The sequence below is a fragment of the Streptomyces sp. NPDC058665 genome (assembly GCF_042714995.1).
GTDB lineage: Bacteria > Actinomycetota > Actinomycetes > Streptomycetales > Streptomycetaceae > Streptomyces.
The window spans coordinates 59,972-85,446 of the sequence record NZ_JBHXRX010000013.1 but is presented as its reverse complement, the minus strand read 5'-3'; the positions used below and the strand labels follow the sequence as shown (position 1 = coordinate 85,446).

The window sequence follows — 25,475 nt, the reverse complement described above, 5'->3', positions numbered from 1 at the left end:
TAGCCTGGCTACCTATGAGTACGACAGCCCCGAACGCTTCGCCCGCTCCGCGAGGGCATGACCCACTCGCGGCTCTGGGCTCCCTGCCGGGCGTCCCCGACGCGGTGGATTCGGTGCGGAAGGCGGTCGACCGCGTCTACGGGCACCGCGTGATGAGACGGCGCAGCAACGAGGTCACCTCGGAGGCCGCGCTGCGTGCCGCGCGCGGGTCGGCGGCGCTCTCGGGCGCGGACTGGGCGCTGGAAGAGGTGCGCAGGCGCAGCGACTTCGGCGCGGCGGCCGACGCGTTGACTGTGGGGGCCGCGCTGCGGCTGACGGCGGAGGCGGGCCAACTGCTCTCGATCTGGCGCCAGTCACCGGTGCGAGTGCTGGCCCGGCTGCATCTGGTGGCGGCCGGCGGCGCGGGTGCGAGTACGGGAGTGGATACGGCTCGGGCCGCGGATACGGCTCCGGCCGCGGGTGTTGCCGGCGTCGCGGGCGAGACGGTCGGGCGGCCGAGGCTGGCGGGCGAACCTGTCGTCGAGACGCCGGGGCCCGAGATGCCCAAGCCGCTGATCGAGGCGCCGCTTCCCCCCGCCGACGAGGTGGCCGGACGGCTGGACGGGCTCGCCGAGTTGGTGATCGCCGGGAGTTCGGCGCCCGCGCTCGTCATGGCCGCGGTCGTGCACGGCGAACTGCTGGCACTGCGTCCCTTCGGCTCGTACAACGGCCTGGTGGCGCGGGCCGCCGATCGGATCGTGCTGGTCGGCAGCGGGCTCGACCCCAAGTCGATCTGCCCGTCGGAGGTCGGGCACGCCGAACTGGGACGCGCCGCTTATGTGGCGGCCTTCGACGGCTATCTGTCGGGAACACCGGACGGGATGGCGGCCTGGATCGCGCACTGCGGGCGCGCGGTCGAACTGGGTGTCAGGGAGTCCACGGCGGTGTGCGAGGCGCTTCAGCGCGGCGCGGCCTGACGCTTCCGCGGTACGCGCGGGAACATGGCGGTATCAACAAGCGGAGATGTGGCGGTATCGACAGAAATGCGGCGGCACCCGAAAGGTACCGCCGCTGGCACGTCCGCCGAGTTACCAAGCGTCCTCGTAGTTTTGCCCATCAGGTCGGGAACTTCGCCCGTCCCTGGTGCGGCTGGCCCGTATTCGACGGGTCGACGTCGCGTGGGTACTCGGTTTTCATGCTCGGTCCGTGGGGCCTGAGTGCGTTCTAAGGTCATCCTCTCGGATGTCCTCGGTCTCGCGGGCCGTCGATTCCTTTGTACTCCTGTCCGTGGAGAAGCGAAAGACCTCGCTCTGCGACTTTACTTTTATGTTCAAATATGGACAAACTGGACGGCCTTGACCGGTCGACTCACGCGGACGCCGCCTGACGTCGCCGGCTCGCGTACCAGACCAGCCCGGCCGTGGCCGCCGCCGCGCCCACCGCTGCCGCCGCGACGAGCGCCGGCCGTGGCGGCATGGAGAACGCGGGCAGCCGCTGCTTCAGCCGGACCGGCCGGTTGAAGACGAGAATCGGCCAATCGCGGGCCGTCGCCTCACGACGCAGCGCCCTGTCCGGATTGACCGCGTACGGGTGGCCGACCGACTGGAGCATCGGTAGGTCGGTGGCGGAGTCGCTGTACGCGTAACAGCGGTCCAGGTCATAACCCTCGGAAGCGGCGAGCGCCTTGACCGCAGCGGCCTTGGTCGGCCCGTAGGCGTAGTACTCGATCTCGCCCGTGAAGCAGCCGTCGTCGCCGACGACCATGCGGGTCGCCACGACCCGGTCGGCGCCGAGGAGTTCGCCGATCGGCTCGACGACCTCCGCGCCGGACGTGGAGACGATCACCACGTCCCGTCCGGCCGTGTGGTGATCCTCGATGAGGGAGGCGGCCTCGTCGTAGATGATGGGGTCGATGAGATCGTGCAGCGTCTCGGCGACGATCTCCTTGACCTGCTGGACGTTCCAGCCCTTGCAGAGCGCGGAGAGGTACTCGCGCATGCGCTCCATCTGATCGTGATCGGCGCCACCGGCGAGAAAGACGAACTGCGTGTATGCGGTGCGCAGTACGGCTCGGCGGTTGATCAGTCCGCCTTGATAGAAGGACTTGCTGAAGGTCAACGTCGACGACTTCGCAATGACCGTCTTGTCCAGGTCAAAGAAGGCCGCTGTGCGAGGCAAGGAGTGGTTTTCCACGAAGTCGAGCATAGGCGCCCACCATTCGGCGTAAGGTACGGCGCGTGGGTTTGCCTGAGAAGGCTCTCGGGTACACCATGGAAGTCACGGATCGTTCGCGACCGTGCTCACCCGGTCCGGCTCCTCCCCCCCCCGAGTCGGTCTGGGGGACGACCCCCGCTCTCCCCCCCCGGCGGGGGTCGTCGCATGTCCGGACGCGTTTCTGAGGCTCGTGCCTCCGCTCTCTCCACACCCGCTCCTCTCCTGGTGCTTCGCGTGCGTGGGTCTGATTCGTACTCTACCCGTCACTGTGCGTAGTTGCCAGGGTGCTCTGGGAAGTCACCGGTATGAGCTACGGAGATATTCACAACCGGTGAGTTATCCACAGTTTTTGAGCAAGATCCACACGTTTTTTCCGCGCGATGCAGGGTGATTTCCCGCCGCGAAAGTTCGCGGTAGCCGGAATCGCAGATGCCGGATCACTCCGAGATCGCTGAGAGCCCACTGAGCGGATGCCCTTCAGGTGTCCCCGGATGGTGTGGGTGAGCGCCTTCGGTGGTGACCGCGGAAGTTGATCCGGGATCACGGTAATAGGGGGTGGAGAGAATGGCTGGATTCATGACGTCCGAGCGCTCGCCGGTCGCCGAAGAGCGCCGGACCGGACCGCTGATCGTGACCGAGGACGCCGACCTGCTCGACGATCTCCTGCGGCTGTGCGCCGCCGCGGGCGCCGAGGCGGAGGTGCACCACTCGGTGCCCGAGCGCCGGGGCGGCTGGGAGTCCGCGCCGCTGGTGCTGGTGGGGGACGACGCGGCGGTCCGGTGCCGGTCCGCGACCCGCCGCCAAGGGGTTCTGCTCGTCGGGCGGGACCAGGACGACCCGGACGTATGGCGGCGGGCCGTCGAGATCGGCGCCGACTGTGTGCTGCGCCTGCCCGACGCCGAGAGCTGGCTCGTCGACCGGATCGCCGACGTCGTCGAAGGGGTGGGGCGGCAGGCCCTGACCGTCGGGGTGATCGGCGGCCGGGGCGGAGCAGGCGCTTCGACGCTGGCCTGCGCCCTCGCCGTCACGGCGGCCCGCCAAGGGCAGCGCACCATGCTCATCGACGGCGACCCGCTCGGTGGTGGGCTCGACGTGCTGCTCGGCGGCGAGCGGGCCGAGGGCCGCCGGTGGCCGGATTTCGCCGCGTCCAAGGGGCGGGTGGCGGGGGGCGCGCTGGAGGAGTCGCTGCCCCGGCTGCACGATCTGCGCCTGCTGAGCTGGGACCGCGGGGATTCCGTCCTCGTCCGGCCGGAGGCCATGCGGTCCGTCCTCGCGGCGGCCCGCAGGAGGGGCGGCGTCGTGGTCGTGGATCTCCCGCGCCGGATCGACGAGGCCGGGGCGGAGGCGCTGGCGCAGTTGGACGTCGGCCTCTTGGTGGTGCCGGGGGAGCTGCGGGCCGTCGCCGCCGCGAGCAGGGTCGCGTCGCTGGTGGGCATGGTCCTGCCGGACCTGCGGGCGGTCGTCCGTGGGCCGTACGCGACGGGGCTGAACGACAGGTGGGTGGCGGACGCGCTGCGGCTGCCGCTCGTGGGTGAACTTCCCGCCGAGCCTGGCCTGTTGGCCGCCGGGGAGGGCGGGGCGCCGCCAGGGGCGAGCGAGCGCGGTCCGCTGGCGCGGTTCTGCGCCGCCTTCTGGGAGCGGGCGCTCGCGGGCGCCGGGGACGGGAGCGTGACCGCGTGAGCGCCGTGGCGCGGGCGAGGGGCGCGCAGGTCGGCGGAGCGCTCCTTGACGCCGTACGGCAGCGTCTGGCGGAGAGCGGGGCCGAGCCGACCCCCGCGCGCGTGGCGGCGGCTCTGCGGGCCCAGGGAAGGCTTCTGGGGGACGCGGAAGTGCTCGGCGCCGCCGAGGAGTTGAGGTGCGAACTGGTCGGGACGGGTCCGCTGGAGCCCCTGCTGGCCGATCCCTCCGTGACCGATGTGCTGGTCTCGGCGCCCGACCGGGTCTGGGTGGACCGGGGTGGCGGGCTGGAGCTGACGGGTGTGTCGTTCGCGGACGCCTCGGCCGTACGGAGGCTGGCGCAGCGGCTTGCCGCGGTGGCGGGCAGGCGGCTGGACGACGCGCGCCCCTGGGTGGACGCGCGGCTTCCCGACGGGACACGCATGCACGCGGTGCTGCCCCCGGTCGCCGTCGGATCGGCGTATTTGTCGCTGCGGGTCGTCCGTCACCGGGCCTTCTCCCCGGCCGAACTGACCACCGCCGGGACACTGCCGCCAGGTGGCGAGGGGCTGCTGCGGGCGCTGATCGAGGCACGGGTGTCGTTCCTGATCAGCGGCGGCACGGGCTCGGGGAAGACAACGCTCCTTTCGGCCATGCTCGGGCTGGTGGGGGAGCGCGAGCGGATCGTACTGGCCGAGGACTCGGCGGAGTTGAGGCCCGACCACCCGCACGTGGTGCGCCTGGAGGCGCGGCCCGCGAACCAGGAAGGAGCGGGCGAGGTGACCCTGCGGGACCTGGTGCGCCAGGCACTGCGGATGAGGCCCGACCGGTTGGTGGTCGGGGAGGTGCGAGGCGCGGAGGTGACCGAACTCCTCGCGGCTTTGAACACGGGCCACGAGGGAGGCTGCGGGACGGTTCACGCGAACACCGCCGCCGATGTCCCAGCGCGCCTGGAGGCGCTCGGAACGGCCGCCGGCCTCAACCGGGCCGCTCTGCACAGCCAGTTGGCGGCGGCGCTGTCGGTGGTGATCCATCTCGTACGGGACCGGGCCGGGAGGCGTCGTATCGCCGAGGTGCATGTGCTGGAGCGTGACGCGGCGGGGCTGGTGGTGACGGTACCCGCGCTGCGCTGGGCCGCGGAGGGGTTCGCGTACGAACGGGGCTGGCCGAGGCTGCGCGCGCTGATCGGGGTTGCGTTGTGACGGCTACGCCGTTCCCGGCCGCGATGGCGTGGGCTGTCCTCTGCGCGGCCTTGTGCGCGGTGCTGGCGGTCTGGGAGCAACTGGACCGGGGGCGGGCGTCGCGGCGGGCGGAGTCGCTGTTCGGCCTCACCGGCGGCGGTGGGCGCGCGAACGCGACAGGTCCGGCGGTGAGGTGGAACGCGGCACCGACCTGGCAGCGCGTCGCGAAGGCCGTCCGCGATCGGCTGGCCGGGCTCGGGAAGGAGTGGCTCTGTCTGCCCGTCGCGGCGGCGCTCGCTCTCTGGGGTGAGTCGGTGCTGCCTCTCGTCGCGGGCGCGGCGGCCGTGCCGCTCGTGGGGCGGCGGCTGAGGGCCGGGGAAAGGCGACGCTGTGCGGAGCGGCGCGAGGAGGCCGTACGGGGCCTGTGCGACGTGCTCGTGGGGGAGTTGAGGGCGGGAGCGCAGCCGGCGGAGGGGCTGACGGCAGCGGTCCGGACCGTCGGTGGTGACCTGAGCGGTCCGGAACTCGCCCTGGTGGTCGCGGCTGCCCGCTTCGGCGGCGACGTCCCCGGGGCCCTGCGAAAGGCGGCCGGGCAACCGGGTGCGGAAGGGCTCGTCGGGGTCGCGGCCTGCTGGCGGGTCGCGGTGGACGGTGGCGCGGGACTGGCCGCCGGACTCGACCGGCTGCGCGCGGCTTTACGGGCGCAGCGGGATCAACGGGAGTCCATGCGGGCCCAGTTGACCGGCGCGTGGTCCACGGTCGTGGTGCTGGCGCTCCTGCCCGTGGTGGGCCTGGCGATGGGCTGGGCCATGGGCGCGGACCCGATGTGGGTGCTGCTGCACACCCCTGCCGGTCTGGGCTGTCTGGCGGTGGGCGGGCTGCTGGAGGCGATGGGTTTCTGGTGGGCCGGGCGCCTCGTGCGGGGCGGGAGCGCCGGCGCGAGTACGAGTGCGGGCGGGGGTGCGTCATGAACGGGCCGCTCGTGGAAGGCGACTTCGTCCACAGCCTGTGGGTGACCGCCTCGTTGGTGGCGGCGGTGGTGTCCGTGGTCCTCGCATGGTCGGGGTGGCGGCGCGAACGAGCCGCGTGCGGGCGGATGGCTGCGTTGCTGGCCATGGAGGTGCCGCCGACGAGGCGCGGCCCGCGGCCGGAGTACGGAGCGTGGCTCCGGCGGTCGGGCCCGCCGCTGGGGGTCTTGTGCCTCGGCTGGGTCCTGATCGGCGGGGCGGCCGGGCTGGCGGTGGGGCTCGCGGGGGCGTACGGCGTCCGGCGATGGCTGCGTACGCAGAAGCCGGCCGCGGGCGCGGCGACGGACGATCTGGGTGAGGCCGCGCGGCAGTTGCCGCTCGCCGCCGATCTGCTGGCTGCCTGTGTCTCGGCCGGAGCCGGTCCGCGCGAGGCGGCGGAGGCGGTGGGGGAATCGCTGGGCGGGCCGCTGGGCGACCGGTTGGTGAGTACGGCGGCGGCCCTGCGGCTCGGGGGTGAACCGGTTGGGACGTGGGGGCGGTTCGGCGAGATACCGGGCGCCGCCGAGCTGGCCCGCTGTCTGGAGCGGGCCGGGTCCACGGGGGCTCCGGCGGCGGAGGCGGTCTCCCGGGTGGCCGACGACCTCAGGGCGGAGCGCGCCCGGCAGGCCGCGGCCCGCGCCGGACGGGCCCAGGTGCTGATCACCGCTCCGGTGGGGCTGTGCTTCCTGCCCGCCTTTCTGGCGGTGGGAGTGGCCCCGGTGGTGATCGGCCTGGCGACCGGGCTGCTGCGCGGCAACTGAGCCGCTTCGAACGACTTCAACTGTGCTGATCCAACGGGAGGTTGACATGAAGATGCGGGTGGGACTGCCGGGATGGCAGGTGTGGCGTGTGGTGGAGGCGGCGAGCAGGGTGAGCCGACTGCACCGGAGCAGGCTCCGGGTGGGCAGCGGTTCGCGGTTCCGTACCGCCGTGCGGGCGGACTCGGGGATGGCGAGCGCCGAGTACGCGATGGGGACTCTCGCCGCGTGCGGCTTCGCCGCGGTGCTCTACAAGGTGGTCACGAGCGGGACCGTCGCCGGCGCTCTGGAATCGGTCATCGGGAATGCCCTCGATGCGAAGTTCTGAGTCCGTGAGGGCCGGTGGCTCCCGGACATCCGGGGCGGGCGGCGACCGGGGGTCGGTGACGGCGGAGGCGGCCGTGGCGGTTCCGGCACTGGTGGTGTTCGTCGCGGCGTTGCTGTGGGCCCTGACGGCGGCCTCCGCGCAGATCCAGTGCGTGGACGCCGCCAGGGCGGGGGCTCGGGCGGCGGCCCGGTCCGAGCCCCGGGCGGCGGCGGTGGAAGCCGCGCGCTCGGCCGCCCCGGAGGGTGCCCGGGTCACGCTGGGGAGGTCGGACGACCTGTGGCGGGTGCGGGTGGAGGCCCCGACCCCGGGACCGCACGGCATCGCGCTGACGCTCGCCGCGGAAGCGGTGGCACCGGCGGAGGACACATCGCCGGGCGGAGCGGTGCCATGAGCCGGGATCGCGGGTCGGCGACGGTGTGGGCCGCCATGGCCACGACGGCGCTGTGTGCGGTGTTCGCCGTGGTCCTCGCCATGGGGCAGGCGGTCGTGGCCAGACACCGCGCGGGCTCGGCGGCGGACCTGGCGGCGCTGGCGGCGGCCGGACACGCGCTGCGGGGAGCGGAGGCGGCCTGCGCGCGGGCCGCCGAGGTGGCGGGGGCGCAGGGCGCGGAGGTGGTGCGGTGCGCGCTGGCCGGTGAGATCGCCGACGTGACCGCGCGGGCGGGCTTCGGCCCGTACACCCCGACGGCCAGGTCCCGCGCGGGCCCACCGGACGCACGGACGGCACCCGCGCCTGCCGTGGGACCGGCCCGCCCTCGGGCGGGCCCGCAAAGTCCCGTCTGGCTCGCGGCGCGCCCGCCCTAGCCCGTGACCTCGGCTCCGGCCTCGGCCTCCCGTGGGCCCGGCACGTCCGCCGGTTCCATCGGGTCCGGCAGGTCCGTCGATGTCGGTGCCGAGCGCAGGAGTTCGGTCAGGAGTCGTACCGCCGCGCGTTTGTGCAGGGGCTCGTTGCCGTTGCCGCACTTCGGGGACTGGATGCAGGACGGGCAGCCCGCCTCGCACTCGCAGGAGGCGATGGCCTCGCGGGTGGCGGTGAGCCACTCGCGCGCCGTGTGGAAGGCGCGTTCCGCGAAGCCCGCGCCACCCGGGTGGCCGTCGTACACGAAGACCGTCGGCAGCAGCGTGTCCGGGTGGAGCGGTACGGACACGCCGCCGATGTCCCGGCGGTCGCAGGTCGCGAACAGCGGGAGCATCCCGATGGACGCGTGTTCGGCGGCGTGCAGGGCGCCGCCCAGTTGCTCCGGGTTCACCCGGGCGGCGTCGAGCTGGTCCTCGGTGACCGTCCACCAGACGGCCCGGGTGCGCAGGGTGCGGGGAGGCAGATCGAGCTTGCTCTCCCCCAGGACCTCGCCGGTGATGAGCCGGCGGCGGAGGAAGGAGACGACCTGGTTGGTGACCTCGACGGAGCCGTAACAGAGGCGCCCGCCGCCCCAAGGGATCTCCGTGTCGGTTTCGAGGACGGAGATGGCGGTGGTGTCGCGCGCGGTCGTGGAGTAGGGCGGGCTGGCCTCCTCGACGAGCGCGACCGAGTCCGCCAGGTCCAGCCGCTTCACCAGATAGGTGCGCCCCTGGTGGAGATGGACGGCGCCGTCGTGCACGGCGGTGTGGGAGGCCGGTTCGTCGACGGTGCCCAGCAGCCTGCCGGTGTTCGCCTCGACGATCTGGACCGGCCGGCTGCCCTCGCCCCGGATGTCGGCGAGATCGGCGGCCCGCTCGCGGCGCGTCCAGTACCAGCCGGTGGCGCGCCGCCGCAGCAGACCGGCTTCGACGAGCTGTGGCAGAAGCTCGGGCACGGCGGGGCCGAAGAGTTCCAGATCGGCTTCGGTGAGCGGCAGTTCGGCCGCGGCGGCGCACAGATGGGGGGCGAGGACGTACGGGTTGTCCGGGTCGAGCACGGTGGACTCGACGGGCTGCTGGAACAGCGCCTCGGGGTGGTGGACGAGGAACGTGTCCAGCGGATCGTCCCTGGCGACCAGGATGGCCAGCGCGCCACGCCCGGCCCGCCCGGCGCGGCCCGCCTGCTGCCACAGGGAGGCGCGGGTGCCCGGATAGCCGGCGATGACGACGGCGTCGAGACCGGAGACGTCGATGCCCAGCTCCAGGGCGGTGGTGGCGGCGAGGCCGAGAAGCTCGCCGGAGTGCAGGGCGCGTTCCAGGGCTCGGCGTTCCTCGGCGAGATAGCCGCCCCGGTAGGCGGCGACGCGTTTCACGAGGGAGTGGTCGACCTCGGCGAGGCGTTCCTGGGCGATGACGGAGACCAGTTCGGCGCCACGCCGGGACCGTACGAAAGCGACCGAACGGACCCCCTGAAGGGTCAGGTCGGTCAGGAGGTCGGCCGTCTCGGCCGTGGCGGTACGACGGACCGGCGCGCCCTTCTCGCCGTGGAATTCGGTGAGAGGCGGCTCCCAGAGGGCGAAGACCGCCTCGCCGCGCGGCGAGGCGTCGTCGGACACCTCCTGGACCGGCAGGCCGGTGAGCCGCCCGGCGGCCCGCGCGGGCTCGGCGGCGGTGGCCGAGGCGAGGAGGAAGACGGGTTCGGAGCCGTAGCGGGCGCAGACGCGCCGCAGCCGGCGCAGGACCTGGGCGACGTGGGAGCCGAAGACACCGCGGTAGGTGTGGCACTCGTCGATGACGACGTAGCGCAGGGCGCGCAGGAAGGAGGACCAGCGGGGGTGCGCCGGGAGTATCCCGCGGTGCAGCATGTCGGGGTTGGTGAGCACGTAGTTGGCGTACTGGCGGACCCATTCGCGCTCTTCGACGGGCGTGTCGCCGTCGTACACGGCGGGGCGCACGCCGTTGCCGAGCGGTGCGGCGAGCGCCTTCACCGCGCGGCGCTGGTCGGCCGCGAGCGCCTTCGTGGGCGAGAGGTACAGGGCGGTCGTGCCCCGGCCGTTCGGTGCCTCGGAGCCGTCCAGGAGCGCGGTGAGCACCGGCGCGAGGTACGCGAGGGACTTGCCGGACGCCGTGCCGGTGGCGATCACGACGGATTCGCCGTCCAGGGCGTGCTCGGCGGCCGTGGCCTGGTGGGCCCACGGGTGGTCGACCCCGGCCAGCTGAATGGCGTTGATCACTTCTGGCCGGATGCGGTCGGGCCAGACGGCATGGCGGCCCGCACGCGGGGGCAAGTGCTCCGTATGGGTGATGCGCGCAGCACGGCCCGGCCCCGCGGTGAGCCGGTCCAGGACCGTACTGGGGGAAGGGCGGGAGTCCCCGCTCTCGGGCGGCCTGCCAGGACCGTGATTCGTGGCCATCGGCACCGAGTGTGTCACTGGCGTGGCGGACAATGGTCCTAAGGCGTCGTGCATGGATGCCGGTAAGTGATTGAATGCCATCGCGGCTGGCGATACGCCCCCTGGCTCCGTCGGGAGAGACCCGAGGGGCGACCGCTCGATTGCAAGGTGCTGGAGGATCCGTGGACCTGTCCCTGTCGACTCGCAATGTGTCCGGCCCCGGTGGCGACCGTACGGTCGTCGAGGTCGGTGGCGAGATTGATGTGTATACCGCGCCCAAGCTGCGCGAGCAGTTGGTCGAGTTGGTGAACGACGGCAGCTACCACCTGGTCGTCGACATGGAGGGTGTGGACTTCCTCGACTCGACCGGTCTCGGCGTGCTCGTGGGCGGACTCAAGCGTGTGCGTGCCCACGAGGGCTCGCTGCGTCTGGTCTGCAACCAGGAGCGCATTCTCAAGATCTTCCGGATCACTGGCCTGACCAAGGTGTTCCCCATTCACACCACGGTCGACGAGGCCGTCGCCGCCACCGACTGAGGCCGGCCGGAGACTTTCGGAAGGAAGGGCAGGGGGCACCGGGCGTCATGCCCGGGGCCGCCCGCGCCCCAGTTTTCGCACGCTCGTACGTCTGAGGGGGATCGCATGGCCACCGTTGAACTCCGCTTCAGCGCCCAGCCCGAGCACGTCAGGACGGCCCGTCTGGTGGCGGCTGCCGTGGCGCGCCGGGCCGGTGTCGACGAAGCAGTGTTGGACGAGGTCAGGCTCGCCGTCGGTGAGGCGTGCAGCCGCGCGGTCAATCTGCACCGCACCTACGGCCTGACCGCGCCCGTGCGCGTCGTGCTGAACGAGGAGGAGAAGGTCTTCTCCATCGAGGTCGGTGACGGGGTGCCCGCCCCGGGCACCGCCGCCGCGGCCGAGGACGTGCCGGTCTCCGGCGGGTCCGTCCCCGCGGGCGATCTCTACGAGGCCGACAGCGGCGACGGCGAGGACGAGATGGGCCTCGCGGTCATCAGCGGTCTCGTCGACGACGTGGAAGTGACCTCCGACGATCACGGCGGCGTCATCCGGATGAGCTGGCCGACCGCCTCGGCGGTCGCGCTTCCCTGAAGACGCGTGTGCGTACGCTCCGGGGCGGGCTGCCGGCCCGTCCGGGGCGGCTCGCCGCCGGGTCGGCCGCAAGCGCGTGATCCAATTTCTTTGAGGCCCTGCTGAGCAGGGTCTTTTCTATTTCTCCGGGGAAATTGATCACCGGTCAATGCGCTTATCCCATTACGCATTTCGGAGTGCGTTTCAAGGTCCGACCATTTGCGACACCGTAAGTCAAGGTCAATTACACGCGGCGCACTCTGTTTTGATCAGCTTCCGCTCCCTACAATCCGTCCATCTTGAGCGCTGAGCGTCAAGGAGGACGAATGGCGGGGCACATCGATCCACAACTGTCCGAGCACCCCACTTCTCTCGCTGCCGCGATACTCACGGACGGCAACAGACTGATCGTGATCGTCGTCGCGGTCATCGCGCTGGCGGCGCTGCTCGTCGCCCAGCGGCTGGTCCGTCAGGTGCTGGCGGCCGACGAGGGCACCGATTCCATGAAGGAGATCGCGGCGGCTGTACAGGAAGGCGCGAATGCCTATCTGGCACGGCAGTTGCGCACCCTCGGCGTTTTCGCCGTCGTGGTGTTCTTCCTGCTGTTGTTGCTGCCGGCCGACGGTTGGGCGGAACGCGCGGGACGTTCACTGTTCTTCCTGGTGGGCGCGCTTTTCTCGGCGGCCACCGGATACTTCGGCATGCGCCTCGCCGTACGCAGCAATGTGCGCGTCGCCGCGGCCGCGCGAGAGGCGACACCGGCGGAGGGAGAACCGGAAAAGGACCTGACCGCCGTCGCGCACAAGGCAATGAAGATCGCTTTCCGCACCGGTGGTGTGGTCGGCATGTTCACGGTGGGCCTCGGCCTGCTGGGCGCCTCCTGCGTCGTCCTCGTCTACGCCGAGGACGCGCCCAAGGTGCTGGAGGGCTTCGGGCTCGGCGCCGCGCTGATCGCGATGTTCATGCGTGTCGGCGGCGGCATCTTCACCAAGGCCGCGGACGTCGGCGCCGACCTCGTCGGCAAGGTCGAGCAGGGCATCCCCGAGGACGACCCGCGCAACGCGGCGACCATCGCCGACAACGTCGGCGACAACGTGGGCGACTGCGCCGGTATGGCGGCCGACCTCTTCGAGTCGTACGCCGTGACGCTCGTCGCCGCGCTCATCCTCGGCACGGCCGCGTTCGGCAACTTCGGGCTCGGATTCCCGCTGATCGTCCCCGCGATCGGCGTCATCACGGCGATGATCGGCATCTTCGCGGTCGCGCCGCGGGCCTCCGACCGCAGCGGGATGTCCGCGATCAACCGCGGCTTCTTCATCTCCGCGGTGATCTCGCTGGCCCTGGTGGCCGTGGCGGCGTACACGTATCTGCCGTCCACGTACGCGGAGTTGGACGGTGTGACGGCCGATGAGATCACCTCGCACCCCGGTGACCCGAGGACGTTCGCCCTGGTCGCCGTCGCCATCGGTATCGTCCTCGCGGCGCTCATCCAGCAGCTCACGGGCTACTTCACCGAGACCAACCGGCGCCCGGTGCGCGACATCGGCAAATCGGCGCTCACCGGGCCGGCCACCGTCGTCCTGGCCGGTGTGGCCGTAGGCCTGGAGTCCGCCGTCTACACCGCGCTGCTGATCGGCCTCGGTGTGTACGGGGCGTTCCTGCTCGGTGGTACGTCGATAATGCTCGCCCTCTTCGCGGTGGCGCTGGCCGGTACGGGGCTGCTCACCACTGTCGGTGTCATCGTCGCCATGGACACCTTCGGGCCCGTCTCCGACAACGCCCAGGGCATCGCCGAGATGTCCGGGGACGTCGAGGGCGCGGGCGCGCAGGTGCTCACCGACCTCGACGCCGTGGGCAACACCACGAAAGCCATCACCAAGGGCATCGCCATCGCGACCGCCGTACTGGCGGCGGCGGCGCTCTTCGGCTCGTACCGTGACGCCATCGCCACGGCCGTCTCGGACGTGGGGGCGAAGGCCGGCGAGATGGGCTTGAGTCTGGACATCTCGCAGCCCAACAACCTGGTCGGGCTGATCCTCGGCGCGGCGGTCGTGTTCCTCTTCTCGGGGCTGGCGATCAACGCCGTGTCGCGGTCGGCGGGTTCGGTGGTCTACGAGGTGCGGCGGCAGTTCCGCGAGCGCCCCGGGATCATGGACTACACGGAGAAGCCGGAGTACGGACGCGTCGTCGACATCTGTACGAAGGACGCGTTGCGGGAGCTGGCGACGCCGGGTCTGCTCGCCGTACTCACCCCGATCGCGGTCGGCTTCTCGCTCGGCGTCGGCGCGCTCGGCTCGTTCCTGGCCGGCGCGATCGGCACCGGCACGCTGATGGCCGTCTTCCTCGCGAACTCCGGCGGGGCGTGGGACAACGCCAAGAAGCTCGTCGAGGACGGTCACCACGGCGGCAAGGGCAGCGACGCCCACGCCGCGACCGTGATCGGTGACACGGTCGGCGACCCGTTCAAGGACACGGCGGGACCGGCGATAAACCCGCTGCTGAAGGTCATGAACCTGGTGGCGCTGCTGATCGCTCCGGCGGTGGTGCAGTTCAGTTACGGGGACGACGCCAGCGCCGGGGTACGCGCGGTGGTGGCGGTTCTCGCGATCGGCGTGATCGTCGGAGCGGTGTACGTCTCCAAGCGGCGCTCGGTCACCGTCGACGACGGGGGCGGCGACGGAGGCGGATCCGGCGACGGGACGACCAAGTCGCCGGATCCGGCGGTGGCTTCGTAGACACGCTGGGTGACCACCTCGTACCCGCTACGGCGAGATGGTGGCCCAACTGGCGGGCGGGCGGCGCGCTTTGACGCGTCTCCCGCCCGTTCCGCCTGTCCGGGAGGGCGGCGGCGTGAGTGTTCTCTCTCTTGGCCCAAATGGCATCAAGAGCGTATTTATCGGACATCGGGCGTGCGGTAGTCGCCCACTTGGCGTGTATGTTCCGGGGCCGAGAGCCTTGGAAGGGACCCAATCCGGTGAACAAGAAGCTCGCAGCCGCGCTGTCCGGCGGTTCGGTACTGCTCATAGCGCTGTCGGGGTGCAGCGACGACAGCGGCAGCAAGGTGAATGACTGGTCCAAGAAGGTCTGTGACCAGGTCCAGCCGCAGCTGACGAAGATCGCCAACGCCAACGCGTCGATCCAGCAGGCGACCTCGGACAGCAGCACCCCCGCCGACGTCAAGAAGACCGACGCGGCGGCCTTCCAGTCCATCTCGGACGCCTACAAGGCGCTGGGCGCGGCCGTGAACTCGGCGGGCGCCCCGCCCGTCAAGGACGGCGAGACGACCCAGAAGGAGGCCGTCAGCGAGCTCAACGCCACGGCCACGGCGTACGCGGGGCTCAAGACCAAGGTCGACGACCTCGACACCAAGGACCAGGCGAAGTTCGCGGACGGTCTCAAGGGCGTCGCCGACGAGCTGGACAAGCTCAGCAAGAGCGGTGACCAGGCGCTGCGGAAGCTTCAGTCCGGTGACGTCGGAGCGGCGATGGCCGAGCAGCCCGGCTGCCAGCGGCCGAAGACGTCCGCGCCCGCCGAGGGCGGATCGGGCGGGGACTCGGCGGAATCGTCCGCCGGACAGTCCTCCTGAGGTGCGCCCGGCCTTCTGCCGATTCGTCAGAAGTGTGCCCGGCGGTCAGAAGAACGACCCGTCGTACGTAGGCATCGCGGTATCGCTCCCGGACGTGAATCGCGCGGCCCGGCACCCCATTCGGGGGGCCGGGCCGCGGGCGTTTGTCAGTGGCAGCCGCCACAATGGACAGGTGAGTACGACCAGCCTTCCCGCGCCCGACAACTCGCCCCGACTGCGCGAGGCCCTGCTCGCCGCCGGCTTCACCGTCGACGGCCTGCTGGACCTGCTCGGCGCGCCCGCGTACGCCGCGCTGGCCCGCAGCGAGACCGTGCCCGCCCTGCGGGCCACCCGTGGCGCCAGCCCGCTCGAAACGCTCGTCAGACTTTTCCTGCTCCAGCGGGCGGTCCCGGCCGACCGTGCCCGCGCGGCGCTGCCGCTGGCGGAGTGCCTGGCCGACGGCTGGGTCGTAGAGAACAGCGGCGCGGGCGGCGGCACGGGGGCCGACGGGGCAGCCGCCACGGAAGGCGGTACGAGCGGCGAGGAAGACGGCGCGTTCGTGAGGGCCACCGTGGACGTGCGGCCGTACGGCGGCCCCGAAGGAGAGGACTGGTTCATCGTCTCCGACCTCGGCTGTTCCGTCGGCGGCGCCTCCGGGGCTACCGGCCACGGCGAGGGTGTGGTCCTCGGCGTCGGCGGGGCCTCCACGACGCTCGCCGGACTCACCGTCCGTACACCGGTCGCCAAGGCCCTCGACGTCGGCACCGGATCCGGCATCCAGGCCCTGCACGCGGCGCGGCACGCCACCAGGGTCACCGCCACCGACCTCAACCCGCGCGCGCTCCGGTTCGCCCGGCTGACCCTCGCCCTGTCCGGGGCGCCCGCGGCCCACCTGCGCGAGGGGTCGCTGTTCGGGCCGGTCGACGGCGAGACGTACGACCTGATCGTGTCGAACCCGCCCTTCGTGATCTCCCCCGGCGCCCGGCTCACCTACCGCGACGGCGGTATGGGCGGCGACGACCTGTGCCGGACGCTCGTCCAGGAGACGGGCGACCGCCTCGCCGACGGGGGGTACGCGCACTTCCTCGCCAACTGGCAGCACGTGGAGGGCGAGGAGTGGCAGGACCGGCTGCGGTCCTGGGTGCCGCGCGGCTGCGACGCCTGGATCGTGCAGCGCGAGGTGCAGGACGTGACGCAGTACGCGGAGCTCTGGCTGCGCGACAGCGGCGACCACCGGGCGGACCCGGGGGCGTACGAGGCGCGGTACGAGGCCTGGCTGGACGAGTTCGACGCGCGGAAGACCAAGGCCGTCGGCTTCGGCTGGATCACCCTCAGGAAGTCGGGGCACGAGCTGCCGTCGGTGGTCGTGGAGGAGTGGCCGCACCCGGTGGAGCAGCCGCTCGGCGAGACCGTACGGGCCCACTTCGAGCGGCAGGACTATCTGCGCACGCACGACGACGCCGCGTTGCTCACCGCCCATTTCGCGCTCGCCCCCGAGGTCGTCCAGGAGCAGGTCGGGCTGCCCGGCGCGGAGGACCCCGAGCATGTGGTGCTGCGCCAGAACCGCGGGATGCGCCGGGCGACGAAGGTGGACACGGTCGCCGCGGGCTTCACCGGGGTCTGCGACGGCTCGCTGAGCGCGGGGCGGATCCTGGACGCGATCGCCCAGCTCATGGGGGAGGATCCGGTGCTGCTGCGCGACCGGACGCCGCAGGCGATCCGGCTGCTGGTGGAGGAGGGCTTCCTGCTGCCGGTGGCGGCGCCCGCGGCCTGAGGGGTCGGGCGCCTGGTGGGCAGGGCGCCTGATGGGGTGGGCGTATTTCCGGTGGCCCACGCGACGGAGACCGTACGGCTGCGGTTGGCGGGTGCCGGGGCCCGACCCGTACGGCGCGCGCCGGGCGCCGCCCGCGTACCGGCACCCGGTGTGCCGACACTCCGCGTACCGGCACCCGGCGGACGCCGCGCGAGTGAACCCCCCACGCCGTTCACGCGGAATTCGCGCCAATGACGCACCGAGGTGCCAGCCTCGGCCTGCGGAGCCGCGCGGTTCCGGGAATCGAACGGGGTAGGGCATGGAGAGCGGGCCGGCGATCTTCGCGGGGGCGGCGTTCGCGCTGTTCGGAGCCGCGCTGCTGCTGTGGACGGGTGCGCGTGTGGCGCACCGCGCCCCCGTGGCGCACGGTGTCAGCCCTGCGACTTCCATCACGCTGGCGACGCTCGCGGGCGTGTCGTTCCTCGCCCTCGGCGTCTGGTGCTTCGGCCGGATCTGATCCCCGCCCCCTGAAAGACGGCCCGGCGGCCTAGGGGTCCGGCGCGCCCGACCGGTCGTACGACGCCCGATCACGCCGGAATCCTGCCCGGAACGTGCCCGCCGCCGACCCCCGGGACCTGCGGCGAAGCCCTTTCCCCGGCCCGCCGGCCACCCGCTCCGTACGGCGCTCGCGGGCCCTCCGGCGCGGCGGGCACCTGGGTCCGGGCGGCAGAAACGTACGGACTCGGGTTACCGTTCGAGTGGCCGTTGCGGTCTTTCGCCGTTTGACACGGGGGCGGGTTGTACCGTCACACTCCGCAGCGAAGCAGCGTCATAGCGGGGCAAGTCCTGCCCCGCGCTGCCGCACTGCCGTACCGCGTAAGGCGGTACGGGCCATCGAGTGCCGACCGGAGAGAAGAGCGAAGTTGTCCCCGACCAGCGAGACCGGACACGCCGGCCGCCGACTCGTCATCGTCGAGTCGTCTGTCAAGGCGAAGACGATCAAGGGCTACCTCGGCCCCGGCTATGTCGTCGAGGCGAGCGTCGGGCACATCCGCGACCTCCCGAACGGCGCCGCCGAGGTGCCCGAGAAGTACACCGGCGAGGTGCGCCGCCTCGGTGTGGACGTCGAACACGACTTCCAGCCGATCTATGTCGTCAACGCCGACAAGAAGTCCCAGGTCAGAAAGCTCAAGGAGCTGCTGGCCGATTCCGATGAACTCTTCCTCGCCACCGATGAGGACCGCGAGGGCGAAGCCATCGCGTGGCATCTCCAGGAAGTCCTCAAGCCCAAGGTCCCGGTCCACCGGATGGTCTTCCACGAGATCACCAAGGAAGCGATCAGGGCTGCCGTCGCCAACCCCCGCCAGCTCAACAAACTGATGGTGGACGCGCAGGAGACGCGCCGGATCCTCGACCGGCTGTACGGCTACGAGGTCTCGCCGGTCCTCTGGAAGAAGGTCATGCGCGGCCTGTCCGCGGGCCGTGTCCAGTCCGTCGCCACCCGGCTCGTCGTCGAGCGCGAACGGGAGCGCATCGCGTTCCGCTCCGCCGAGTACTGGGACCTGACCGGCACGTTCGGCACCGGCCGTGCGGGCGACGCCTCCGACCCGTCGTCGCTGGTCGCCAGGCTCGTGTCCGTCGACGGCCGCAGGGTCGCCCAGGGCCGTGACTTCGGCCCGGACGGCCGGCTCAAGTCCGACCAGGTGCTGCATCTGGACGAGGCCAACGCCAACGCCCTCGCCGTGGCCCTCCGGGAGACGGCGTTCTCCGTACGCTCGGTCGAGTCCAAGCCGTACCGCCGCTCCCCGGCCGGCCCCTTCCGTACGACGACGCTCCAGCAGGAGGCCTCGCGCAAGCTCGGCTTCGGCGCGAAGGCCACCATGCAGGTCGCCCAGAAGCTGTACGAGAACGGCTTCATCACCTATATGCGTACGGACTCCACGACCCTCTCGGACACCGCGATCTCCGCGGCCCGCGCACAGGTCACACAGCTGTACGGGGCGAGCTATCTGCCCGACAAGCCGCGTACGTACGCCAACAAGGTCAAGAACGCGCAGGAGGCGCACGAGGCGATCCGCCCCTCCGGGGACCGCTTCCGTACGCCCGCCGAGACGGGCCTGACCGGCGATCAGTTCCGGCTCTACGAGCTGATCTGGAAGCGGACGGTCGCCTCCCAGATGAAGGACGCGGTCGGCAACAGCGTCACCGTCAAGATCGCGGGCGCGTCGAGCGACGGCCGGGACGCCGAGTTCTCCGCGTCCGGCAAGACGATCACCTTCCACGGCTTCATGAAGGCCTATGTAGAAGGCGCCGACGACCCGAACGCCGAGCTGGACGACCGCGAGCGACGGCTGCCGCAGGTCGCCGAGGGCGACCCCCTCTCCGCTGAAGAGATCAGCGTCGACGGCCACGCCACCAAGCCGCCGGCTCGCTACACCGAAGCGTCGCTGGTCAAGGAGTTGGAAGAGCGCGAGATCGGCCGCCCGTCGACGTACGCGTCGATCATCGGCACGATCCTCGACCGCGGCTACGTCTTCAAGAAGGGCACGGCGCTGGTCCCGTCGTTCCTCTCCTTCGCCGTGGTGAACCTGCTGGAGACGCACTTCGGCCGACTCGTCGACTACGACTTCACCGCGCGGATGGAGGACGATCTCGACCGCATCGCGCGGGGCGAGGCGCAGTCCGTGCCGTGGCTGAAGCGGTTCTACTTCGGTACCGGTACTGGTACGGGTGCCGGTGACGACTCGGAGGGCGCGGCCGCCGCAGGCGCAGCCGCGGCGGGCAACGGCGACGGGGACCATCTGGGCGGGCTCAAGGAGCTCGTCACGGACCTCGGCGCCATCGACGCCCGCGAGATCTCGTCCTTCCCGATCGGCGACGGCATCATGCTGCGCGTCGGCCGCTACGGGCCGTACGTCGAGCGCGGCGAGAAGGACGCGGAGGGCCATCAGCGGGCCGACGTGCCCGAGGACCTGGCGCCCGACGAGCTGACGCTTGAGTACGCGGAAGAGCTGCTGGCCAAGCCGAGCGGCGACTTCGAGCTCGGTGTGGATCCGCGCAGCGGGCATCAGATCGTGGCCAGGGCCGGGCGTTACGGCCCGTACGTGACCGAGGTCCTGCCCGAGGGCACCCCGAAGACCGGGAAGAACGCCGTCAAGCCGCAGACCGCCTCGCTGTTCAAGTCGATGTCGCTGGACACGGTGACGCTGGCGGACGCGCTCAAGCTGATGTCGCTGCCGCGTGTGGTCGGTACGGACGCCGAGGGCGTCGAGATCACCGCGCAGAACGGCCGTTACGGCCCGTATCTCAAGAAGGGCACCGACTCGCGCTCGCTGACCCGCGAGGAGCAGCTCTTCGACATCACGCTGGAGGAGGCGCTGGCGATCTACGCCCAGCCCAAGCAGCGGGGCCGGGCCGCGGCGAAGCCTCCTTTGAAGGAGCTCGGGACGGACCCGGTGAGCGGGAGCCCGGTCGTCGTGAAGGACGGCCGCTTCGGGGCGTACGTCACCGACGGCGAGACGAACGCGACGCTGCGGACGGACGACAGCGTCGAGGAGATCACGCCGGAGCGCGGTTACGAGCTGCTCGCCGAGAAGCGCGCCAAGGGACCCGCCAAGAAGAAGACGGCGAAGAAGGCCCCTGCGAAGAAGGCCACCGCCAAGAAGGCTCCCGCCAAGAAGACGGCGACGGCGAAGAAGACCGCGGCCAAGAAGACGACGACGGCGGCGAAGAAGACCGCAGCGAAGTCGACGGCCGCGAAGAAGTCGGCGGCGTCGTCCCGTACGGGAACGGGCACGGGAACGGGCACCAACTCCGGTGCCGGCGACGACGAGTAGCAGGACGCGGAAACGGCGCGACCGCCGCACGGAGCCTCCACGGGGATCGCCCGGAGGTCCGTGCGGCGGCTGTTTGTTCGGGCGGGCCTCCGGGCACCGGCGGGCTCCGGATAGGCTGGGCGGATGACGCGAGCCGAGCAGCCAACGGTCGTGAGCCCCACCTCCGACTCCGACGCACTTGCCGCAGACTCACGAGAGCGTGCCGTACGAGCTTTGTTGCGATTCCCTCCGCTGCGGCGGCTGTGGGGCGCACAGCTCGTGGGCGGCATCGGCGATGCACTCGCCCTTCTCGTGCTTCTGCTGCTGTCGTTGCAGGCGGCGGTCGCCGAGGGCTCGTTCGGGGCGGGATACCGGGGAGTGGCGTTCGCCGTCGCCGCGGTCTTCGGTGCCCGGATCCTTGCCACAGTGCTCTTCGGAGCCGTACTCCTCGGGCCGCTGTCCGCGCTCACCGCGCCCGGATCCGGGACGCGCGTGTCCGGAGCACGGGCGGGCGACGGCGCCGAGGCAGGCAGCGGCGCCAAGGGCGGTCCGCTGGACCGTCGCTGGACGATGATCGGGGCCGACGGCGTACGCCTCGTGCTGCTCATCATCGCGCCGCTCTGGCTCGACTGGAGCCCCGAGAACGCGCTGCCGATCCTGCTCAGTACGGTCTTCGTCGCCGGTGTGGCCGAGCGCTTCTGGACGGTGGCCAAGGAGAGCGCGGCGCCCGCCCTGCTCCCGGCCCCGCCGCCGGAAGGCGACGCCGTACGCCCGATGCCCGACCGTCTCGACGCGCTGCGCAGGCTCTCGCTGCGCACGAGCTTCGTGGCGATCCCGGTGGCCGCCGCCGTGCTGCTCGTCGTCACGCTGATCAGCAATCTGATCGGTACGGGCGTCGAGTGGTTCTCACTGCACCAGGCGGCCCTCGGGTCGTACGTCGCGGCCGGACTGTTCGCCGCCTCCGTGTCGACCCTGTTCATGCTGGAGCTGCCCGGCGGCCCCACCCCGCGCCCGCGCTCGCCGCTCGAAGGCCTGCGCCGTCCGACGACCGGAACGGGTCCGGACAAGGGCCGTACGGGCGCGGTGCCGCTGCTGGTGTTCGCCGCCGCGGCCGTGGCCGGCGCCGTCGCGTCCGCCGCCGCCGTCTCCGTACTGCACGCGAAGGACCTGGGCGGCGGGCCCGTCGCCTTCGCCCTCCTGATCCTCGCCCTGACGGGCGGCGTGGGGGTCGGTATCCGCGGCGCCGCGAAGGTGCTGCCGGGGCTGTCCCGGCGTCGGCTGTTCGCGCTGGCGATCGCCTTCACCGGTGTCGCGCTGCTGGTCACGGGACTCGTGCCCGACACGGCGACCGTGCTGTTCGTCGCGCTGCTCGCCGGTGTGTCCGCCGGGATCGCGGCCGCCACCGGTCACGGGCTGATCGACCAGGAGACCGAGGAGTACCGGCACGGCCGGCACACCGAACACCTCCAGGCCGTTGTCCGCGTCTACGTGGCGCTCGGCGCCGTGGTGGCCCCCGTACTCGCCGCCGCGATCGGACCGCACCGGCTGGCCTCCGGGGACTTCGTCTTCGCGCACGGCGGCGCGGCCTTCACACTGATGCTGGTCGGCGCGCTGCTGCTGCCCGTGGCCGCCGTCGTACTCGCCAAGACCGACGACCGGTCGGGCGTACCGCTGCGGCGTGATCTGGGTGACGCGCTGCGCGGCGGCGCCGACCCGGCGCAGGCCCCGGCGGCGAACGGCTTCTTCATCGCCGTGGAGGGCGGTGACGGCGCCGGGAAGTCCACCCAGGTCGAGGCGCTGGCCGCGTGGATCCGCGCCAAGGGCCACGAGGTCGTCGTCACGCGCGAGCCGGGCGCGACGGCGGTCGGCAAGCGCCTCCGGTCGATCCTGCTGGACGTGTCGAGCGCGGGTCTGTCGCACCGCGCGGAGGCGCTGCTGTACGCCGCCGACCGCGCGGAGCACGTCGACTCGGTCGTACGCCCCGCCCTGGAGCGCGGCGCGATCGTCATCTCCGACCGCTACATCGACTCCTCCGTGGCCTACCAGGGCGCCGGGCGCGATCTGGCGCCGACCGAGATCGCCCGTATCTCGCGCTGGGCCACGGACGGTCTCGTACCGAATCTGACGGTGCTGCTCGACGTCTCGCCCGAGGCGGCGCGGGAGCGCTTCACGGAGGCGCCGGACCGGCTGGAGTCCGAGCCGGCCGAATTCCATCAGCGTGTACGGGACGGCTTCCTCACGCTCGCTGCGGCGGACCCAGGCCGGTATCTGGTCGTGGACGGGGCGCAGGAGCCCGAGGCCGTCACCACTGTCGTGAGGCACCGGCTCGACCAGATGCTGCCGCTGTCGGCGGCCGAGGTGAAGGCGCAGGAGGAGGCGCGGAAGGCCGCCGCCGAGGAGGCGCGGCGCCGGGCCGAGGAAGAGGCCGCGCGGAAGGCCGAGGAGGAGCGCCAGGAGCGCGAGCGGCAGGCGCAACTCGCCAAGCTCCGCGCCGAGGAGGAGGAGCGCAAGCGCCGCGAGCTGGAGGAGGCGCGGCAGCGCGAGGCCGACCGGCAGGCGATGGAGGCCAGGGAGCGGGCCGAGGAGGCGCGCAGGCTGGCCGAGGAGGAGCGCGTACGGCGCGAGGCGGAGGACGCCACGCGGCGGGCGGAGGAGGAGCGGCTGCGGCGGCTCGCCGAGGAGGAGAGCCGGCTCAGGGCCGAGGCGGAGGAGCGGCGGCGCGAGAAGCAGCGCAAGGCGGAGGAGGCGCTGCTGAGGGCCGAGGAGGCGCGGCGGCTGGCGGAGGAGGCCGGAGCCGCGGGGGGCGCGGGGGGCGCGGGGGCTGAACGTCCGGAGTCGGACAACGAGTTGACGGTGCCGACGCCGGTGGTCACCCCGGACGACGCCACCCAGGAGGTGCCCGCGCCGCCGGGCGGGGACAGGTCGGGCGACAGGGGCGACAGGGGCGACTCGGGTGACTCGCGTGATTCGGGTCGCTCGGGTGACTCGGGTGGCTCGGGTGCGGACAACGACGAGACGCGGGTGATCCCGAAGGTTCCGGACCCGGGGGAGGAATCGGGGCGGTCGGGTTCCGGCGGGGCTTCGGGCTCGGGCTCCGGCCCCTCGGGGGCGGTGGACCGGGCCGTCGACGAGACGGCCGTACTGCCGCCCGTACGGGACGCCCATCCGGGCGACCGGGTGCCGCCCGGCTACTTCCGGGACAACGCGCAGGGACCGGCCACAGCGCCGCCGGTGGTCGGGAACGACCAGACGCGGGAGCTGCCGCAGGTCGATCCCGAGCGGCCGGCACGGCGGCGTTCGGACTGGGCGGAGGAGACTCCGCTGGACGATCTTCCGACGCTCGCCGACGAACTGCTCGGCCCGCGTGACGATGACGACGACATCGGCGGGGCGCGTGGTGGTCGCGGCCGGGGTGGCCGCTGAGGGACCGGTCGGTGGGGGGCCGTTCGGGCGCCGGTTGGCAGGGGGCCGGCCCGCGTGCTGGGGCCGTGGGCCGGAATGTGGGCCTCCGCCCCGGTGGGACGGGATTGTCAGACCCTGCCCCCACAATGGATCTCGAAAGTCGGCATCCGGTCCCGATCCCGGTCCGGATGCCGTGGCGCGCGACTCGGAGGCGGTGACGGCGCATGACCGTATGGGACGACCTGGTCGGGCAGGAGCGCCTCGCCGACACGCTCACCGCCGCCGCCCGTGACGCGGACGCCCGGGTCACCGCCGAGGCCTCGGGCACCCCGCCGCCCGAGGCGACGAAGATGACGCACGCGTGGCTGTTCACCGGCCCGCCGGGCTCCGGCCGTTCCACCGCGGCGCGGGCCTTCGCCGCCGCCCTCCAGTGCACCAGCCCGGACCGCGCGCTGGGCGGTGTGCCCGGCTGCGGGTTCTGCGACGGCTGCCACACGAGTCTGATCGGTACGCACGCCGACGTCGAGGTGGTCCGCACCGACCTGCTCTCCATCGGCGTCAAGGAGACCAGGGAGCTGGTCCGCCGGGCCCAGCTCTCCCCGGCCGTCGGCCGGTGGCAGGTCATCGTCCTCGAAGACGCGGACCGTCTCACCGAGGGCGCGGGCAACGTGCTGCTGAAGGCCGTCGAGGAGCCCGCGCCCCGTACGGTCTGGCTGCTCTGCGCCCCCTCCCTGGAAGACGTCCTGCCCACGATCCGCTCCCGCTGCCGCCATCTCACGCTCCGTACGCCACCGGTGGACGCTGTCGCGGACGTCCTGGTGAGACGCGACGGCATCGAGCCGGAAGCCGCGGCGGCAGCCGCGCGAGCCACGCAGGGGCACATCGGCCGCGCCCGCCGGCTTGCCACGGACGAACGGGCCCGCGCGCGCCGGGCCACCGTCCTCAAGGTCCCGCTGCGCGTCGAGGACATCGGCGGCTGCCTCCGGGCCGCCCAGGAACTGATCGACGCGGCGGGGGAGGACTCCAAAGAGGTCGCCGAGGGCGTGGACGTCAAGGAGACCGAGGAGATGAAGGCCGCGCTCGGGGCCTCGCCGGGCGGCCGGATGCCGCGCGGTACGGCGGGCGTCATGAAGGAGCTGGCGGACCGGCAGAAGCGCCGTTCGACCCGTACTCAGCGCGACAGCCTCGACCTGGCGCTCACCGACCTGACGGGCTTCTACCGGGACGTTCTGGCGATCCAGTTCGGCTCGCGGATCGGACTGGCCAACGACGACGTACGGGACGCGCTCGACCGCATCGCGAGAGCATCGACGCCGGAGGCGACGCTGCGCCGGATAGAGGCGATCTCGGCCTGCCGCCAGGCGCTCGACCGCAATGTGGCACCGCTGCTGGCGGTGGAGGCGATGACGGTGTCGCTGCGGGCGGGCTGAGCCGGACCGAGCCTGGTCCGCGTCGGGTCCGCGTCTGGCCTGGTCCGCGTCGGCCTGTACGCCGTCCTGTTC

The 25,475-nt window shown here is 72.1% G+C and carries 19 protein-coding genes; 17 read left to right on the top strand and 2 right to left on the bottom strand.

Going from position 1 to position 25,475, the window contains the following annotated elements; genetic code table 11:
• Positions 1-14 precede the first annotated feature (14 nt).
• Positions 15-956, top strand: a complete 942-nt coding sequence (locus ACFWV8_RS11035; protein ID WP_384199757.1) for an oxidoreductase — start codon at positions 15-17, stop codon at positions 954-956.
• 391 nt (positions 957-1,347) lie between these two features.
• Here the strand turns inward: ACFWV8_RS11035 and ACFWV8_RS11030 are convergent, their stop codons facing one another.
• Positions 1,348-2,184, bottom strand: coding sequence for an HAD-IB family hydrolase (locus ACFWV8_RS11030; protein WP_329383851.1), 837 nt, complete (start codon positions 2,182-2,184; stop codon positions 1,348-1,350).
• A gap of 573 nt (positions 2,185-2,757) precedes the next feature.
• Here ACFWV8_RS11030 and ssd point away from each other — a divergent pair.
• The 7 genes from ssd (at position 2,758) to ACFWV8_RS10995 (ending at position 7,927) form a co-directional block, all read left to right on the top strand.
• Positions 2,758-3,873, top strand: a complete 1,116-nt coding sequence (gene ssd / locus ACFWV8_RS11025; protein WP_384199754.1) for a septum site-determining protein Ssd — start codon at positions 2,758-2,760, stop codon at positions 3,871-3,873.
• Positions 3,870-5,051, top strand: a complete 1,182-nt coding sequence (locus tag ACFWV8_RS11020) for a TadA family conjugal transfer-associated ATPase (protein WP_384199752.1) — start codon at positions 3,870-3,872, stop codon at positions 5,049-5,051. The genes ssd and ACFWV8_RS11020 overlap by 4 nt, the downstream gene beginning before the upstream one ends.
• A 23-nt stretch (positions 5,052-5,074) precedes the next feature.
• Entirely contained in the window at positions 5,075-6,001 is a 927-nt protein-coding gene (locus ACFWV8_RS11015; protein ID WP_384199854.1) for a type II secretion system F family protein, read from the top strand.
• On the top strand, positions 5,998-6,798 hold the full coding sequence (locus ACFWV8_RS11010) for a type II secretion system F family protein (protein ID WP_384199750.1): 801 nt from the start codon (positions 5,998-6,000) through the stop codon (positions 6,796-6,798). The genes ACFWV8_RS11015 and ACFWV8_RS11010 overlap by 4 nt, the downstream gene beginning before the upstream one ends.
• A 46-nt stretch (positions 6,799-6,844) precedes the next feature.
• On the top strand, positions 6,845-7,123 hold the full coding sequence (locus tag ACFWV8_RS11005) for a DUF4244 domain-containing protein (protein WP_384199748.1): 279 nt from the start codon (positions 6,845-6,847) through the stop codon (positions 7,121-7,123).
• A gap of 73 nt (positions 7,124-7,196) precedes the next feature.
• Positions 7,197-7,514: a TadE family type IV pilus minor pilin gene (locus tag ACFWV8_RS11000; protein ID WP_384199746.1), complete on the top strand. Its 318-nt coding sequence runs from the start codon at positions 7,197-7,199 to the stop codon at positions 7,512-7,514.
• Complete coding sequence (locus ACFWV8_RS10995; protein ID WP_384199744.1) at positions 7,511-7,927, top strand: Rv3654c family TadE-like protein; 417 nt, start codon at positions 7,511-7,513, stop codon at positions 7,925-7,927. The genes ACFWV8_RS11000 and ACFWV8_RS10995 overlap by 4 nt, the downstream gene beginning before the upstream one ends.
• Here the strand turns inward: ACFWV8_RS10995 and ACFWV8_RS10990 are convergent.
• Positions 7,924-10,455 (bottom strand): DEAD/DEAH box helicase, encoded by a 2,532-nt coding sequence (locus ACFWV8_RS10990; RefSeq protein ID WP_384199742.1) that lies wholly within the window; start codon positions 10,453-10,455, stop codon positions 7,924-7,926. The two genes, ACFWV8_RS10995 and ACFWV8_RS10990, sit on opposite strands and share 4 nt — an antisense overlap.
• A gap of 80 nt (positions 10,456-10,535) precedes the next feature.
• On the opposite strand from ACFWV8_RS10990, the gene ACFWV8_RS10985 reads away from it, so the two are divergent.
• The 9 genes from ACFWV8_RS10985 to ACFWV8_RS10945 all read left to right on the top strand — a co-directional run bounded on the left by ACFWV8_RS10985 (position 10,536) and on the right by ACFWV8_RS10945 (position 25,403).
• Positions 10,536-10,889, top strand: a complete 354-nt coding sequence (locus ACFWV8_RS10985; RefSeq protein ID WP_003967428.1) for an STAS domain-containing protein — start codon at positions 10,536-10,538, stop codon at positions 10,887-10,889.
• Positions 10,890-10,994: 105 nt separating this feature from the next.
• A complete protein-coding gene (locus tag ACFWV8_RS10980; protein WP_384199740.1) occupies positions 10,995-11,459 on the top strand; it encodes an ATP-binding protein in 465 nt (154 codons plus the stop codon).
• A 305-nt stretch (positions 11,460-11,764) separates the two neighbouring features.
• The gene (locus ACFWV8_RS10975; protein ID WP_384199738.1) at positions 11,765-14,173 is read left to right on the top strand and encodes a sodium-translocating pyrophosphatase; all 2,409 of its coding nucleotides are present in this window, start codon (positions 11,765-11,767) and stop codon (positions 14,171-14,173) included.
• A 239-nt stretch (positions 14,174-14,412) separates the two neighbouring features.
• Entirely contained in the window at positions 14,413-15,024 is a 612-nt protein-coding gene (locus tag ACFWV8_RS10970) for a small secreted protein (protein ID WP_384199736.1), read from the top strand.
• Between the two features lie 172 nt (positions 15,025-15,196).
• Positions 15,197-16,777 carry a methyltransferase gene (locus ACFWV8_RS10965; protein WP_384199734.1) on the top strand — a complete coding sequence of 527 codons (1,581 nt, stop codon included), beginning with the start codon at positions 15,197-15,199 and terminating at the stop codon, positions 16,775-16,777.
• A gap of 298 nt (positions 16,778-17,075) precedes the next feature.
• A complete protein-coding gene (locus ACFWV8_RS10960) occupies positions 17,076-17,273 on the top strand; it encodes a hypothetical protein (RefSeq protein WP_384199732.1) in 198 nt (65 codons plus the stop codon).
• Between the two features lie 406 nt (positions 17,274-17,679).
• On the top strand, positions 17,680-20,592 hold the full coding sequence (topA, locus tag ACFWV8_RS10955; protein WP_384199730.1) for a type I DNA topoisomerase: 2,913 nt from the start codon (positions 17,680-17,682) through the stop codon (positions 20,590-20,592).
• 123 nt (positions 20,593-20,715) lie between these two features.
• A complete protein-coding gene (gene tmk / locus ACFWV8_RS10950) occupies positions 20,716-23,994 on the top strand; it encodes a dTMP kinase (protein WP_384199728.1) in 3,279 nt (1,092 codons plus the stop codon).
• Positions 23,995-24,197: 203 nt separating this feature from the next.
• Positions 24,198-25,403: a DNA polymerase III subunit delta' gene (locus ACFWV8_RS10945; protein WP_384199726.1), complete on the top strand. Its 1,206-nt coding sequence runs from the start codon at positions 24,198-24,200 to the stop codon at positions 25,401-25,403.
• Positions 25,404-25,475 lie beyond the last annotated feature (72 nt).

Coding starts and splice junctions, on each gene's coding strand:
- ACFWV8_RS11035 (WP_384199757.1), top strand. CDS start 15: ATGAGTACGACAGCCCCGAACGCTTCGCCCGCTCCGCGAGGGCATGAC.
- ACFWV8_RS11030 (WP_329383851.1), bottom strand. CDS start 2,184: ATGCTCGACTTCGTGGAAAACCACTCCTTGCCTCGCACAGCGGCCTTC.
- ssd (WP_384199754.1), top strand. CDS start 2,758: ATGGCTGGATTCATGACGTCCGAGCGCTCGCCGGTCGCCGAAGAGCGC.
- ACFWV8_RS11015 (WP_384199854.1), top strand. CDS start 5,075: ATGGCGTGGGCTGTCCTCTGCGCGGCCTTGTGCGCGGTGCTGGCGGTC.
- ACFWV8_RS11010 (WP_384199750.1), top strand. CDS start 5,998: ATGAACGGGCCGCTCGTGGAAGGCGACTTCGTCCACAGCCTGTGGGTG.
- ACFWV8_RS11005 (WP_384199748.1), top strand. CDS start 6,845: ATGAAGATGCGGGTGGGACTGCCGGGATGGCAGGTGTGGCGTGTGGTG.
- ACFWV8_RS10995 (WP_384199744.1), top strand. CDS start 7,511: ATGAGCCGGGATCGCGGGTCGGCGACGGTGTGGGCCGCCATGGCCACG.
- ACFWV8_RS10990 (WP_384199742.1), bottom strand. CDS start 10,455: ATGGCATTCAATCACTTACCGGCATCCATGCACGACGCCTTAGGACCA.
- ACFWV8_RS10980 (WP_384199740.1), top strand. CDS start 10,995: ATGGCCACCGTTGAACTCCGCTTCAGCGCCCAGCCCGAGCACGTCAGG.
- ACFWV8_RS10975 (WP_384199738.1), top strand. CDS start 11,765: ATGGCGGGGCACATCGATCCACAACTGTCCGAGCACCCCACTTCTCTC.
- ACFWV8_RS10960 (WP_384199732.1), top strand. CDS start 17,076: ATGGAGAGCGGGCCGGCGATCTTCGCGGGGGCGGCGTTCGCGCTGTTC.
- tmk (WP_384199728.1), top strand. CDS start 20,716: ATGACGCGAGCCGAGCAGCCAACGGTCGTGAGCCCCACCTCCGACTCC.
- ACFWV8_RS10945 (WP_384199726.1), top strand. CDS start 24,198: ATGACCGTATGGGACGACCTGGTCGGGCAGGAGCGCCTCGCCGACACG.